Source organism: Peribacillus sp. NJ11 (genome assembly GCF_030348405.1).
Classification (GTDB): Bacteria; Bacillota; Bacilli; order Bacillales; family DSM-1321; genus Peribacillus.
This window is the reverse complement of sequence record NZ_JAUCFO010000001.1, coordinates 19,604-34,326: the sequence shown is the minus strand read 5'-3', so window position 1 is coordinate 34,326 and position 14,723 is coordinate 19,604. Positions and strand designations below refer to the sequence as shown.

Below are 14,723 nucleotides of genomic sequence, written 5' to 3'. Positions count from 1 at the left end.
AGATGAAGGGCATTTAAGGGAATTTATAGCGCAGAGCCCTACTTGAAGCTGAAAGCGCAATATATCCTGTAATCAAAAACCAGCCTCTGAGTGGGCTGGTTTTTGATTAAAACCTCTCGCTGGTGGAGCGGTGTTTTGTTTCTTTTTTATTTCGTTCTTCTTGTCGCTCATATTTAATTTCATCAATTGGTAAATCATCGATGGGCATGATTACTTGATCACGTTCCAGTTGTTTTTCCTGATTTTCCTTGAATGCCTTGGATTTATCATTACGCTCTTCAACATACTTTTCTTTATCTTTATTATCCAATGTCAATCCCTCCATCCCTTTGTATCTCTTTTTCCCCTTATTGAGAAAATAAAACGTATAAGCGAAATATATACGACCCCGTTTCATAAATATAAGGAGAACAAGAAGTGCAAGGAGGGTTTACTTAGTGAATGTCGCTGTTTTTTTTCGCTGGTTTTGGAGGGGTATTTTCCTTTTAGGCATATTTATCGTCATTCCCTATTCATGGGCTTTGATATTAGCATTACTCACTGCCATCCTTTTGGATGGAATGGTCCGCATGATTGGTGAAACGGCAAAGCTGCACCGGATTTGGGCAGTATTGATTTCATTTGTTTTATATGTAGGCGGGCTTATGAGTGTCACTTATTTTTCCTTTTCGGTTTTAATCAAGAAGGTCATTGTCTATTCGGAGGAATTTCCTGGATTCATACGTGAAATGTATTTGACGGCGTTATTGCCGGTCATTAGGCAATGGGAACAATATTCCCAAACGTTGCCGCCAAATCTCATTCAGTCCATAGAACAAACGATGGAAAAGGGAGTCATGGCTCTAGAAGGTTTCACTGAGGGTTTTGTTCAGGATATGGTTCAGTTCGTTACACTCATTCCGGGGTTTTTCATTGATTTTTTAATATATTTAATCGCTTTATTCTTAATTAGTCTTGAATTGCCTAAGTTAAGAAAAAAGGCAATCCTTTATTTGAAGACATCCACCTATCAAAAGATATCGCTAGTTTATCAAGATTTAAGTATGGCAGCAGTTGGCTTCATCAAGGCACAAATCCTGTTGAGTTTAATTACGTTCATCATGGCTTATGGAGGACTTTGGTTGTTAAATGTAAAGTATACGATCCCATTGGCACTGTTAATAGTTGTTGTGGACATTCTTCCTATCCTGGGGACGGGATCTATACTGGTTCCTTGGGCAGTAATTGTTTGGGCGCAAGGAAACCATCATCTAGGGATTGGCCTTATTATCCTGTTCCTGGTCATCACCATCATAAGAAGGACCATCGAACCAAAAATCTATTCAGCGAATATGGGGTTGAGTCCTTTGGCATCGTTGGTCAGTCTTTATTTAGGGTTTAAAATGCTTGGTTTCATTGGGCTTTTCCTTGGACCTTCGATACTGATTGTTTATGATACGTTAAAGAGGGCAGGTGTCATCAAATCCAACTTCAAAATATGAAAGATTATTAGAAGTGTTTTGCCTGATTTCTTAAATTGGACATATCTTTTACCGCTTTACCTTGACCGTTGCAATGATTGCAGTCCCGGGAAAAGAATTGCAGATAGCGGGTTTTCCCTTTCCCTTTGCAGTGCTGGCAGATGGTTATGAGTTTCATAATTCCTCACTCCTTCAAAAAGTATCGCTTTTCTAACAGTATGAAACAATAAAGGTAGAACTATACTTAATGTTATCATTCAATCTAAATGCAGCAGATTTTATATATTATGTGTTTATATTATTTCATGTACCAGTTGAAAAAAAATAACCCCCGCTCCTATTTTCAATTAGGAGCGGGGGTTATTATCATGAAACGATTTCGGTTTGTGATATCATCGGGAATTCTTTTACTTCGCTTACGACTTTTGCCGGTTTATATATTTCAATATAACAAATATGGTGATCTTCCATTTCTTTTATCCTGAAGTTATAGGGACCATAAGTCAGGATATCGCCTTGTTTGGCCTCGTAATTCTCGGTAAGGATCCATCCGCCCATCGTATCAATATCTTCATCGTTGATATCCAATCCAAGTAAATCATTCACTTCACTGACTAATACCTTGGCATCGATGATATAGTGATCTTCTTTTAATTTGCGGACATCCGGCACTTCATCCAGGTCGAATTCATCGCGGATATCGCCAACGATTTCTTCAAGGATATCCTCAACGGTCACCAATCCTGATGTACCGCCGTATTCATCCATGAGGATAGCCATGTGAATGCGTTCCTTTTGCATTTTTAAAAGTAAATCGTGAATTGGGATACTGTCGATGACACGGATGATCGGACGAACATATCGGTTGATCGTTGACGCTGCCTGATTGTTCCTGTCTATCATTTCAGTGAATAGCTCTTTGATGTTGACCATTCCGATAACATGATCTTTATCACCATCGATGACAGGGTATCGTGTAAAGTTCTCCTCCGCCATAACGGTGAAAAACTGTTGGATCGTATCATCTTTGGATACCGTTGCAATCTCTGTACGTGGAACCATGATTTCTTTTGCAATCCGATCATCGAATTCAAAAATTTTATTCACATATTTAAACTCAGATTGGTTAATTTCGCCACTTTTATAGCTTTCGGAAACAATGATACGAAGCTCTTCTTCTGTATGAGCCAAATCATGTTCGGAAACTGCTTTTAATCCTAGCATTTTTGTAAGCGTCCTTGCAGAGCCATTCAGTACCCAGATGAAAGGATACATGACTTTGTTAAAACCAATTAAAGGTTTGGAAACCAATAAAGTTACTTGCTCCGCTTTTTGAATCGCCAATGTTTTCGGTGCCAGTTCTCCAATAACCACATGTATGAAGGTTATGAAAGAAAAGGCAATTGCAACTGAGAGTGCATGTGAAGCGGAATCTGGAAGATTCAATTGAATTAAGAGTGGGTGCAAAATGTTTTCAACTGTCGGTTCCCCAAGCACCCCAAGCCCAAGAGCGGTAACTGTAATTCCAAGCTGGCATGTCGAGAGGTATTCATCTAGGTTGGATATGACCTTCTTTGCTGAAAGAGCATTCGGCTTTCCTTCTTCAATTAATTGATCGATCCTCGTGCTTCTCACTTTAACAATCGCAAACTCCGTAGCTACAAAAAATGCTGTTAAAGCAATTAAAATGGCAATAAGAACCAAGTTTATTATGTCCAAATAGTCTCCCTTAACTCGCCTTCGAGACGAATAAGGAGTCCACCTCCTACATTTTTAAAATATACAAGTATATTTTTTTTGCTGTGCTGAATATTTTCGGGATTTATTCAAAATAGCTGTGGTAAATAGGTGTGCAGCCGTTTGAACTCCCATTTTTTCAAGTGATGAAGAGAATAATAGTATATGCCGATTAGCGATGCGTAGACGGGAAATAGAAGAATTTCTGTATGAAGGAGTGCAGCCATTTTTCAAAAGTATGCACATATCCGTTACGCAAAGCAGCGTCCGTCCGTCAAAACGAACATTCTTTAATGCCCCATCAAATCACCTCATTTAATCAATTTAAATACTTTCATTATAGAAAGAGTTAGTCATTCAGTCAAACAGCTTAGGGCTCCTTAAATCCGGTAAATTGCTTGTAAAGGATCAATTTGAGCTAATAATTAGCGATTTTTGACTGTTTTCTCTAATTTATTGTATCATATTATAGAATATTCAGAAAACTGGGAGACTGCTTCAAAAAAATGGCTATTTTCATTATTTTTTGGATGGCATAAACATATTCTATAAAAACTGGACAGGTTTTAATTTAGATTAAAGGAGGTGGCAGCCATGAAAATCATGGAAAGGATGGCAGCGATCATTGCCGGCAGCATGCTTGTGGGTGTGGGAATCAATTTTTTTCTGATCCCTTATCATTTATTGGATGGGGGCATGATAGGGATTGGGCTGATCTTTCATTACTATATGGGACTTCCAACAGGCCTGGGTGTGATTTTGAGCAGCATTCCATTATATATATATGCTTGGTACTTTGAAAAAAAACTATTTCTGAACAGCTTGCATGGCTTGCTTTTTTCCTCTTTATGCATCGATATTTTTTCCGATGCCGTTACCGGATGGAATCTTCCCATTTATGTAAGTGCGATAATTGGGGGAGGGTTGATTGGACTTGGAATCGGCTTGATGCTTCGTTATGGAACCTCTACTGGCGGAACGGATATGTTGGCACAGATCATTTCCAGGAAGAGTGGGCTCAATGTCGGTTTGCTGATTTTTTTGATTGACGGATGCGTACTGCTGTGCGGACTGAGCGTTGTAGGGACTTCAATCTTTTTATATTCATTTTTAACGATCATCGCGGTGGCCATGCTGACTTCAGTCACCGTGATGCGAACTATTTGATATTGAATTATGTATAAAAATCTGAAAAAAGGAAAGGATGGGCAGTATGAAAAGGACAGATTTTTAGTCTAAATAAATAGTAAAGGGAAGTTTTTATGAAAAAATTCTATATATGTTCTGCGTTGTTATTTATGCTGGCTGGGTGTCAAGAGACTGAAATGCCAGAGGATAAAGAAGTGAACAGTGCTGTTCCGGATTCGATGGATGCTTCAATCGTCATTAAAGGGAAAGTGGAGCCTGGCAAAGAAGTCATTCTTGAAACGTCAGTAAAACAAGGAAGCCAATTGGTGAATGAAGCTGATGAGGTACTGTTTGAAGTGAGAAAGTCCGGACAGGATAAACGGGAAATGCTGGAAGCGAAGAATACTGGAAGTGGCGTGTATCAAGTGATGCATACTTTTGAAGAACAAGGCAAATATATTGTAGTTTCCCATGTAACGGCCAAAGGCCTTCATGTGATGCCTGAAAAAGAAGTTGTCGTTCCAGAACATGAAAGTGAAGGTGCATCGGTTCATCCAAGTACGGATGTATCAATCGAGTTTCAAAGTAACCCTGTAAAGGCAGGAAACAGTTCGAACTTTGAAGCAACCGTAGAATTGGATGGTAAGCCACTGACAAATGCTGATGTGAATTTCGAAGTGTGGAAGGAAGGCAGCGAAGAGAGTCATTTCACCAAAGCTGAAGAAGATGGAAATGGGACATATCTAAATAAGGTATCATTCGAAGAATCGGGAACCTATAAGGTGCAGGTACATGTAGAAAAAGACGAAGTGCATGAACACCAATTACAAACCATTCAAGTAAATTGACACCGTGTAAAATGTTTTTTTGATGGAATTGTTTAAATGGGTTTTATCCTTTCGTTAAATGGGAAGTTAAAGGATAACGATACAGCAGAAAGGGAGGGTAAGCATGAATAATCAAATAATCAAAAAGTTTAAGAATCTCGGGATTCATATTGAAAAAACGAAATCACGCCGAGAGATTTTCACTAATGTTTCACAAAACGATTCATCCTTACTCACCACAGCTGCTTTTACTCAATTTTCCCAAAAACGGGAGCTAAAAGAATATTGATGCAATGGGACCGGGGTACATATCAGCTGGTCTTTTTTTGTGCTTTCCTAAAGTGATACACGGTGAAGCAGGAAATGAAAAATCGAATAGAACCTTATGAGCTGAAATAGGATAGAAGGACAAACAATTTGAAATTTAGCGTTAAGGGAGTCCGATTGCATGATATCACAGCTTATAATGACGATATTGAATTGGTTTGCAGAAATGGGGTATATGGGGGTTTTATTGGGGCTGATGGTTGAAATCATCCCGAGTGAGCTTGTTCTTGGATACGGTGGTTATTTGGTCGGCCTAGGGCAAATGAATTTTTGGGGAGCTGTCTTAGCTGGTGTGGTAGGTGGGACGATGGCACAACTATTTCTCTATTGGGCTGGTTATTATGGAGGACGGCCCTTTCTCTTGAAGTATGGAAAATATATTTTTATTAAAGAAAATCATATCGTAATGGCTGAAGAGTGGTTTCAACGTTATGGGGTAGGAGTGGTTTTTACGGCACGATTCATTCCCGTTGTTCGCCATGCCATTTCCATCCCTGCCGGAATTGCAAGGATGTCCGTATGGAAGTTTATATTTTATACGGTTGCCGCTGTCATACCTTGGACCATATTGTTTCTGACCTTAGGGAGGATCCTCGGCGAAAATTGGCAGCAAATCAGGGGAATAACTGCACCTTATCTTATTCCGGTAGCTGGTTTTTCCTTTATACTTATCATGCTTTATATCATCTGGAAAAAAAAGAGTACACCTCCAATCGTAACGGTCAAAAAAATGGGACGGTTTTTCGATAAATGATTACATCAAAAAACAGCCACGTAAAATCACCTTTTCCGTGGCTGTTTTTAATTATTATCCTTGGGGAAGGTCTTCTTCCAGAGGAAGCTGTACGACCTTTTTTGTCACCTCGATGGAACGAATGGCGTGATCTTCCATTTCAATCACTTTAAAGCAGAATCCGTCTTTTTCCATGATGTCCCCTACATTCACATCATAATTTTCAGTAAGGACCCATCCGCCTATAGTATCGACATCATCTTCCTCCAAGTGAATGCCAAGTAAATCATTCACTTCCTTTACAAGAAGTTTAGAGTCTAAAATATAGTGTCCATCTTTGATTTTCCTGATCGATGCGACTTCATCGATATCGAATTCATCACGAATTTCCCCAACGATTTCCTCGAGGATATCCTCAACTGTGACAAGTCCTGAAGTACCGCCGTATTCATCCATCAAAATAGCCATATGAATGCGTTCTTTTTGCATTTTCAACAGTAAATCATGAATGGGTATATTTTCCATAACCCGAATGATCGGACGCGTGTAATTTTCAATCGCTTTGATATGGATTTCCCGATTCTTTATAAGATCCGAGAAAACCTCCTTTAAGTTCACTAAGCCGATGACATGGTCTTTATCACCTTCGACAACAGGATATCGAGTGTATTTCTCCATTTTGGCCACATCGACGAATTCCTGTACCGTTTCATCTTTGGATATCGTCATGATTTCTGTCCTTGGTACCATGATTTCTTTGGCAATACGGTCATCGAATTCAAAGATGTTGCTTACATATTTAAATTCGGACTGGTTAATCTCTCCGCTTTTATAGCTATCCGACAGGATGAAACGCAATTCTTCTTCCGTATGGGCTATTTCGCTTTCGGATGCAGGTTTGAAGCCAAATAATCCGACAACGAAACGTGAAGAATGGTTCAATACCCAGATGAAGGGAAAGGCAATCTTATGGAAAAAAATCAGCGGGCCGGCAATAGCCAAGGCCACTTGCTCAGCCTTTTGGATGGCAACCGTCTTTGGAGCCAATTCACCTACAACCACATTCAGGAACGTTATCAGGGAAAATGAAATGACAAATGTCAGAATGTTTGTGACTTCTTGAGGGAAATTCAAGGCATTGAATAAAGGTCCAACCAATTTGAGGATGGTCGGTTGTCCTAGCCACCCCAATCCAAGGGCAGTAACGGTTATTCCAAGCTGAGTGGCGGATAGGTATTCATCAAGATCGGATGTAACCTTCTTGGCCGCAATCGCTTTTTTGCTTCCCTCTTCAATCAACTGATCGATCCTGGAGCTGCGGACCCTTATGATCGAAAATTCCGAAGCTACAAAAAAGGCAGTTAAAGCGATTAAAATAATGACTAATAAAAAACTTAATATGTCCAATTAGTGTGGGATTTAATTGAATCGCCTGATGTACCGAACGACTTAATTATCCCAGTCACCTCCCAAAACCGATAATGGATGAAATGATATTAATGTATAAAATGTTAGATGAAAAATAAGATCGATTATCTTGTATGAAAATTATGAGGGTTTTATTTTCAATCTATAGGATCATTCACCTCGATTAGTAGTGGAACCTAACTATTAGTATAAGTAACTGGGCGTCAATCAGTCAAAAATTTCACACTAAAAACCCATGGAAAAAAGGATATTTATCCATTATTTAGTTTTCAATTGTATGGAAAAGGTCGTTAGGAAATCGGTAGAGTGGCAGGATAAGGTTCCTTGATGTTTTAAAACGATTTCTTTACAGACGAATAGTCCCAATCCCGTTCCTCTTTTTTTTGTGGTGATGAATGGTTCAAAAATATTCGGCATTACCTCGTCTGGTATCTTCGGCCCATTGTTGGAAATATTTAAGGTAAGGATGCCGGGTGGTGACTCAGAGCCTGAAATGTAAATGGATGGGGAAGGCATCCCCGCAACTACATCAAGAGCATTTAAAATAATATTAAGTAATACCTGACGGAATTCTTCTTCAGAACCGGAAATTACTGCATCATCGGCAATATTACATGTAATGGAAGCATTTACTTCCAAAATGCTTGGATATAAAAATTCGATGACCTCGTTAACTAGCTTAGCAATGGAAAATAGATCTGGTGGTGATGTTGAGGTTTCCTTTTTGGAAATATTAAGAAATTGTGTAATCCGATAATTGAGCTGATCCAATTCCTTTGAAATGATATCAAGGTATTTTATTTCCGGTTGTTCTGCCTGTAACAATTGTATGAATCCCATGATGGATGTCAGTGGATTTCGGAATTCATGGACAAAGCTAGAGGTCATTTGGCCAAGGAGCGTCAAACGGTCTTTATGGTTTGGGCTTATGAAATTATAGCGTTCTTCTAGTTCCGTCGTTTTCAATTCGGTATAATGGGATAATGCAAAATGAATGAGTTTATCGAAGTAAACGTTTATTTGCTTAATTAGATCGGATATCTCTTCTTTGGGTGCTTCGGAATTCAAAACGTGCTCAATGATGATGGATCTGCCGATGGTTGCAGTGGAAAAGAAATTTTCCATATCCAATTGCTTATTAACTCGATCAGACGCAATTTTTCCCCCTACGACCTTCATTACATCGTCTATGTCAGTATCCGATTTTCCAAGCTGATCCATTAGCAGATTAAAGATATTTTCCACTTCTCCCTTAAAATATCCCATATATCCGTCCGGTAAATGCAGCAACTCATCTTTCCATTTGGATATGATACTGCTTTTTTGAGAAGATAAAAAGTGAATGGTCATTTCTCGATTAGATACCATTTTGCCCTCCATACTGTAGGAAAATGAATTTACTTTTGACCCAGAAATTAATGTATTAGAAAAAAATTACAAAATATTAAAATAATTACATCTTGCTTTTATGATAACAGATTAGAGTTCTTTTAACATGTGTCAATTGGATAAATATTCGTCAATCAATCGATAAATACCTTTTTTGACACAGTTTTATTACAGTGATTACATGAATTAATAATAAAAAAAGGTATCCGTAAAGTTAATGACGGTTACCTTTTTTTATGAAATGTATATGGTTCGATATGAACGATCACATGCTGGATATTATATTCCTTCAAAAGATTCTCTTCGATTTTAACCGTAATATCGTGACCTTGGATGACGGTCAAAAGAGGGTTAACATGAACGGTAGTTTCGAGCAGGATTTCACTTCCGTGCATACGGGCCTTAATTTCACTCATGTCTTTAACACCTTCTGTCAATATAATGGTTTGTCCGATCTTTTGCAGGAGCTGCTCGTCGAAACCATCGGTTAAAGAGATGGAGGCATCCCGAAAGATATCCCAGGCCGTTTTGCATATGATGATCCCCACGACTGCTGCAGCTATTGCATCAAGCCAAGGGATTCCCATCTTAGTACCGATGATTCCAATGAAAGCACCGACACTGACAAGGGCATCGGAACGATTATCCTGTGCAACGGCGTAGATGGAAGAGCTGTTGATCTTTTTACTTAATGCTAAGTTATAACGGTAGATTCCGTACATGAAGATTGCAGAGAATAGGGCGACATAACCGGTAAGCATATTGGGAACGGTTGTTGAATCTTGCTGGAAGAAGGATTCTATAGCACTGAATACAACCTGCAGGCCTACGGTGATCATGATGAAGGCAGCTACCAACGAGGCTACGGTTTCCGCCCGTAAATGTCCATATGAATGATTATCATCTGGAGGTCTCTTCGAAATTTTCAAACCAATCAATACGGCTATGGAAGCGATGATATCGGTCGTATTATTTAAACCATCTGCCCAAAGTCCTTTAGAATCACCGAAATAACCAAATGACAATTTAAGGGCAGACAAGAATATGTAAGCGGCGATGCTTATGTAGGCGCCTTTTTCAGCTGAAATCGAATGTTTATCCATGTCCATTCCCTCCCCAATGTAAATTAGGCTTAATAAAGATATCAAAACAAACCTTAGTGAGTCTATAGAAAAATTGTCGTATTTAACCATCTAACTTGGTTAATTGCAGATGTATTGAAGGTATGTAAAGAAGTTGTTTATAAGAAAGAATATCTCCATAAAATGGGAATGACAAGTTGTTGACATATACAATTTCTTTAGTTGTCAATTAAAGAAACTAGTAGTATATTCTAACCGAGGATCGAAAAATAAATACTTCCACAAGGGGAGCCAAAAAGGCTGAGAGTGAACGGTTGAGTTCAGACCCTATGAACCTGATAGTTAGCACTAGCGTAGGGATGTGGTTTTGGATACAAGCAATACTGGGCATCCATTACCGCCCCGGTGTTGCTTTTTTTGCGCAAAATTGGCAGGGGGAACTCATGGACACTTTTTCATTTTTGGAGAAAGGAGTGGCATGATGAAAAATAAAACGTTATTCATGACAGAGGTCGCCATTTTTGCTTCATTGGCTTTATTACTGGATATGGTCTCTGGATTCATTTTTTCAAGAATCTGGCCTCAAGGGGGTTCGATTTCAATAGCCATGGTACCTATTTTTCTGATGGCATATCGTTGGGGCATAAAAGGTGGGATGTTAGCCGGATTGTTACTTGGACTATTGCAGATTGTAAGTGGTACAGCATGGATCGGAACACCGATTCAAGGCTTCATTGATTATTATCTTGCCTTTATGGTTGTCGGGATATCCGGTGTATTCATGAACAAGTTTGTAAACAGCTATAAAGAGGAAAAGCGTTCCAAAGCGAAATTATACGGGATTGGTGGCATGTTTTTGGGCAGCTTCCTGAGGTTTCTCTGTCATTTCACTTCTGGAATCGTGTTTTTTGGATCTGCAGCGCCAAAAGGACAGCCAGTAGCGGTTTATTCATTCATTTATAATGGGACTTATATGCTGATCAGTTTTATTTTATCGGCCATTGTGGTGATGATGTTATATTCGGCAGCTTCAAATGTATTACTGAAAAAAGCCTATTAACAAGAAAGCCGGATTCTACAAGAATCCGGCTTTTTTTCGGAGAATGACCAAACGATACGTACAGGGCGAACTGGCTCAATCTCATTTTGCAATGAATACCGAACAGGGGGCGTTTTTCGCAATTGAACTACTTGTACTTCCCAGAAAGAATTTTTCCAAACCGCTTTTAGAGCTATTGCCGACGACGATGAGGTCGGCCGCAGTTCTTTCTGCATATTCACATATGCTATCTGGCGCATGTCCTTCCAATATCTCGAATTTCCCCTTGACTTGACATTCACTTAGCAATCTCAACGTATTACTTTCTGCGTTCCGAACACTATTCTCGATGGGGGAAGGGGTGTCAATTACCTTTTGTTCTCGCTGTTCAACTTCAACGACGGGATGTGTCTGAACGGGATCGACATAAAATCCTGCAGCGGGTACGAATCCAGGAGCTGTGACGTTTCCCATGATACTCTGTTCAACCTTATCATTTAGGACATGGACTACGGTCAGCTCAGCTTCAGGAAAGGCCTTTTTGATTGTTGCTCCATATTCCACGGCCTGTGTACTCTCTTCATTTCCATCAAAAGCGACGACAATATTTTTTACGTCTTTCATAATATCATCTCTCCCATTTATAAGTCTTTAAGGTGTTATACCCACTTTTAAATGGCTTCACGCCTTTAATTGGTATATAGATCGCCAATTACGGGTAAAGGATAGATACGAGCATTGTTAAAATGGTTGGATGAAATCCTGGTCCTTCAATTAGTTGGCGTGCTTTATTTTTCATTCGGAAGGAATATCATCAGCAAGGAAGCCGGTACGCGAGTATAGTGCTAAAAGAAAAAGCGACTGAGCTGCAGCCTTTTAGTCAATCGACGAGTTTTCTTTAATAAAAAGGGTAAAATATTTTTAATGAAACATGTCGCAGATGGGAAAATGGGGGTACAAATGAGAGGGTTAGTGAAATTAGTTCTAATTATAATATTGGCGATTGTGGTTTTAGGCGCCGGTTCACTCTTGTATTTCAGGCAGGGTGCAGATATAAGCCATCTTGAAAATAATCTTCAGCAACCGACAGGAATCTATGATCTGGATGGGAATCTTGCCAGTACGATCACGGCAAATAAATCCGAAGGTGTTGCGATAGATGAAATACCGGAACATATGAAACAAGCGGTGGTTTCCATTGAGGATCACCGTTTTTATGAACATCACGGTATAGATTATCAAGGGATCTTGCGAGCCTTGGTTAAAAATGCGAAGGCTGGAAGTGTTGTTGAAGGCGGGAGCACGCTCACCCAGCAGCTTGTGAAAATCACGATGCTGGAATCGGATCGAACATTGAAGAGGAAGATAGGAGAGTTTTTTCTAGCCCAGGAAGTTGAAAATCAATATACGAAAGATGAAATTCTGGAAATGTATTTGAATCAAGTTTATTTTGGCCATGGGGCATGGGGAATCAAAAAGGCTGCAAATATTTATTTTTCCAAAGAGGTCTCTGAATTGACCGTTGCCGAGGGAGCCTTGCTGGCGGGTGTCATTAATCTACCATCCAAACTTGATCCATATAAGAATTTGGACGGAGCAGTGAAGCGGCGTGATTTGGTTCTTTCCAGAATGGCGGAACATGGTTATTTGACGAAAGATGAAGAAGCAGCCGCAAAAAAAGATTCGGTGACACTTCTTATGGGGGAGAAGGAAACCGATCCATTAAGAGGTAAGTATCCTTATTATGTTGATCATGTTTTATCGGAAGCATCGAGTAAATATGGAATTAAGCTTGAGGAACTGCTTTCAAAGGGCTATAAAATTTACACTACACTGGATCAATCCATGCAGCAGGCTACAGAATCCGTGTATGCGAATGAAGCCAATTTTCCAGTTGGAACGAGTACAGAGCAAATGGTTCAAAGCGGGTCAGTCCTCCTTGATCCTGAAACGGGCGGGATAAAGGCACTAGTCGGTGGTAGAGGTGAGCATCAATTCATGGGATATAACCGGGCAACCCAGCTGTCAAGATCTCCGGGTTCATCCATTAAACCACTTGTCGTTTACACTCCAGCGGTTGAGGAGGGATACGATATCACTGACCCTTTAAAGGATGAAAAAATGAGCTTCGGTGAATATGAGCCAACAAACCTGAGCGGTGAATACAAAGGAGAAGTACCCATGTATGAAGCGGTGATGAATTCCTTGAATGTACCAACGGTTTGGCTATTGAATGAGATTGGCATCGATAAGGGGCTGGATTCACTTGAGCGGTTTGGGATTCCGTATGACAAGGATGATCGAAATCTGTCGCTAGCTCTAGGAGGGATGAGGAAAGGTGTGTCCCCGCTGCAGATGGCAGGAGCCTTTTCAGCATTTGCAAACGATGGGGAAAGGGAGGAAACTCATGCCATTGTAAGAATAGAAAATAACGATGGAAAAGAGGTAGGGGCCTGGAAAGAGAAAAGCACCAAAGTAACCTCTAAAAGCGTCGTCGATAAAATGAATGCGATGCTGCTTGGTACAGTGGAATATGGCACAGCTAAAAACGCGGCTGTTTCCGGTTATGAAATAGCAGGTAAAACAGGTTCCACACAAGTGCCCATCGAAGGGATTTCAGGGGTTAAAGATCAATGGTTCATCGGTTATTCACCTTCACTGGTCGGTGCTGTATGGGCTGGATATGATAAGACGGATGAAAAAAATTACCTAACGACACACAGCAGTCAGGGAAGTGCACTCATCTTTCAAAAAATAATGTCGAAAGCTCTACAGAATCAAGCGGCTCAATCCTTTAAAGCTCAAGATATCGGACCGCTAATAGCTGAACAACAGGCACTTATAGCTGAGCGACAGGCAAAGGAAGAAGAGGAGCAACAGACAAAGGAAGAAGAGGAGCAAAGAAAGCAATATTGGATTGATAAAGGAAAAGAAATTCGGGATGGTTTGAATAAATGGAGGGATTGGGAGGTGCCGTGGTAATTTTTCTGAAAAGGGACTATGGAACACAGGCTCTTTCCAATAAAAATCTACACAAAAAAAGACTGTCAATCATTTGACAGTCTTTCATCATTCTTAAAAAATAAGATTTGCTATTATGCCGATTACGACGATTGCGCCTATGACCATTAAAATGGTTCTCATTCTATACAACCTCTTCTTATCCCGAAATTGTTGGAATCATTTAAATGATAACGGTTTGGTTCGATTGGAAACCAAATGCACTTTCATCATTTTCTTTACAAATAGCCTGTACTTTTTCGAGCATGGCATGTACATTTTCGCCTTCAAGTATGACTTTCATGGTTGCACATTCTTGGAGAATGAGCACAAAGGATACAAAAGTTGAAAGTTTCTTGGCATCAACCAATTTATGGTTGCAGATAAAATATATATTCCCTTTAAAGTCTTTCGTAACTTGATATAGGTTCATGATTTGTCGCATGGATAATCTTTTATTTGTTTTAATGTCAGAAGAAATCACTTTATTCATGTCGTTTACTCCTTTATGTTTTTATACTTTTGGAAAAGCATAATCAAGATGTCAATTCAGCTACAATTTTTAAAATCGAA

15 protein-coding genes and 1 riboswitch are annotated in these 14,723 nt (G+C 39.6%); of the genes, 7 read left to right on the top strand and 8 right to left on the bottom strand.

The genetic code is table 11. From position 1 onward, the window contains the following. Nucleotides 1–106: 106 nt before the first annotated feature. Nucleotides 107–310, bottom strand: a complete 204-nt coding sequence (locus QUF86_RS00175; protein WP_289323986.1) for a hypothetical protein — start codon at nucleotides 308–310, stop codon at nucleotides 107–109. Between the two features lie 127 nt (nucleotides 311–437). Here QUF86_RS00175 and ytvI point away from each other — a divergent pair, with 127 nt between their 5' ends. After that, complete coding sequence (ytvI, locus tag QUF86_RS00170) at nucleotides 438–1,481, top strand: sporulation integral membrane protein YtvI (protein ID WP_289333253.1); 1,044 nt, start codon at nucleotides 438–440, stop codon at nucleotides 1,479–1,481. 7 nt (nucleotides 1,482–1,488) lie between these two features. On the opposite strand, the gene QUF86_RS00165 is transcribed toward ytvI, so the two are convergent. Both QUF86_RS00165 and QUF86_RS00160 read right to left on the bottom strand, forming a co-directional pair. Then, on the bottom strand, nucleotides 1,489–1,638 hold the full coding sequence (locus QUF86_RS00165; protein WP_289317629.1) for a hypothetical protein: 150 nt from the start codon (nucleotides 1,636–1,638) through the stop codon (nucleotides 1,489–1,491). Nucleotides 1,639–1,826: 188 nt separating this feature from the next. After that, nucleotides 1,827–3,179 (bottom strand): hemolysin family protein, encoded by a 1,353-nt coding sequence (locus tag QUF86_RS00160; RefSeq protein ID WP_289317628.1) that lies wholly within the window; start codon nucleotides 3,177–3,179, stop codon nucleotides 1,827–1,829. A gap of 612 nt (nucleotides 3,180–3,791) precedes the next feature. Between QUF86_RS00160 and QUF86_RS00155 the strand changes: the two genes are divergently transcribed. The 4 genes from QUF86_RS00155 (at nucleotide 3,792) to uptA (ending at nucleotide 6,233) form a co-directional block, all read left to right on the top strand. After that, nucleotides 3,792–4,364, top strand: coding sequence for a YitT family protein (locus QUF86_RS00155; protein WP_353957642.1), 573 nt, complete (start codon nucleotides 3,792–3,794; stop codon nucleotides 4,362–4,364). 95 nt (nucleotides 4,365–4,459) lie between these two features. Further along, complete coding sequence (locus QUF86_RS00150) at nucleotides 4,460–5,173, top strand: FixH family protein (protein ID WP_289333252.1); 714 nt, start codon at nucleotides 4,460–4,462, stop codon at nucleotides 5,171–5,173. A 103-nt stretch (nucleotides 5,174–5,276) separates the two neighbouring features. Beyond that, nucleotides 5,277–5,441, top strand: a complete 165-nt coding sequence (locus tag QUF86_RS00145; protein ID WP_289333251.1) for an Lmo0850 family protein — start codon at nucleotides 5,277–5,279, stop codon at nucleotides 5,439–5,441. A gap of 162 nt (nucleotides 5,442–5,603) precedes the next feature. Further along, nucleotides 5,604–6,233: an undecaprenyl phosphate transporter UptA gene (uptA, locus tag QUF86_RS00140; protein ID WP_289318463.1), complete on the top strand. Its 630-nt coding sequence runs from the start codon at nucleotides 5,604–5,606 to the stop codon at nucleotides 6,231–6,233. Between the two features lie 54 nt (nucleotides 6,234–6,287). On the opposite strand, the gene QUF86_RS00135 is transcribed toward uptA, so the two are convergent. The 3 genes from QUF86_RS00135 to QUF86_RS00125 all read right to left on the bottom strand — a co-directional run bounded on the left by QUF86_RS00135 (nucleotide 6,288) and on the right by QUF86_RS00125 (nucleotide 10,138). Further along, entirely contained in the window at nucleotides 6,288–7,619 is a 1,332-nt protein-coding gene (locus tag QUF86_RS00135; RefSeq protein ID WP_289333250.1) for a hemolysin family protein, read from the bottom strand. Between the two features lie 279 nt (nucleotides 7,620–7,898). Further along, complete coding sequence (locus QUF86_RS00130; protein ID WP_289317624.1) at nucleotides 7,899–9,008, bottom strand: histidine kinase N-terminal domain-containing protein; 1,110 nt, start codon at nucleotides 9,006–9,008, stop codon at nucleotides 7,899–7,901. A 245-nt stretch (nucleotides 9,009–9,253) separates the two neighbouring features. Next, the gene (locus QUF86_RS00125; RefSeq protein WP_430101505.1) at nucleotides 9,254–10,138 is read right to left on the bottom strand and encodes a cation diffusion facilitator family transporter; all 885 of its coding nucleotides are present in this window, start codon (nucleotides 10,136–10,138) and stop codon (nucleotides 9,254–9,256) included. A gap of 247 nt (nucleotides 10,139–10,385) precedes the next feature. Next, nucleotides 10,386–10,488: riboswitch (TPP riboswitch) on the top strand. 104 nt (nucleotides 10,489–10,592) lie between these two features. On the opposite strand from QUF86_RS00125, the gene thiT reads away from it, so the two are divergent. Continuing rightward, entirely contained in the window at nucleotides 10,593–11,171 is a 579-nt protein-coding gene (gene thiT / locus QUF86_RS00120) for an energy-coupled thiamine transporter ThiT (protein ID WP_353957641.1), read from the top strand. Nucleotides 11,172–11,252: 81 nt separating this feature from the next. On the opposite strand, the gene QUF86_RS00115 is transcribed toward thiT, so the two are convergent. After that, the gene (locus tag QUF86_RS00115) at nucleotides 11,253–11,774 is read right to left on the bottom strand and encodes a universal stress protein (protein WP_289317621.1); all 522 of its coding nucleotides are present in this window, start codon (nucleotides 11,772–11,774) and stop codon (nucleotides 11,253–11,255) included. A 300-nt stretch (nucleotides 11,775–12,074) separates the two neighbouring features. Here QUF86_RS00115 and QUF86_RS00110 point away from each other — a divergent pair, with 300 nt between their 5' ends. Next, the gene (locus tag QUF86_RS00110) at nucleotides 12,075–14,132 is read left to right on the top strand and encodes a transglycosylase domain-containing protein (protein WP_289317620.1); all 2,058 of its coding nucleotides are present in this window, start codon (nucleotides 12,075–12,077) and stop codon (nucleotides 14,130–14,132) included. A 202-nt stretch (nucleotides 14,133–14,334) separates the two neighbouring features. Here QUF86_RS00110 and QUF86_RS00105 read toward each other — a convergent pair whose 3' ends face one another. Further along, nucleotides 14,335–14,643 carry a hypothetical protein gene (locus QUF86_RS00105; RefSeq protein ID WP_289333249.1) on the bottom strand — a complete coding sequence of 103 codons (309 nt, stop codon included), beginning with the start codon at nucleotides 14,641–14,643 and terminating at the stop codon, nucleotides 14,335–14,337. Nucleotides 14,644–14,723 lie beyond the last annotated feature (80 nt).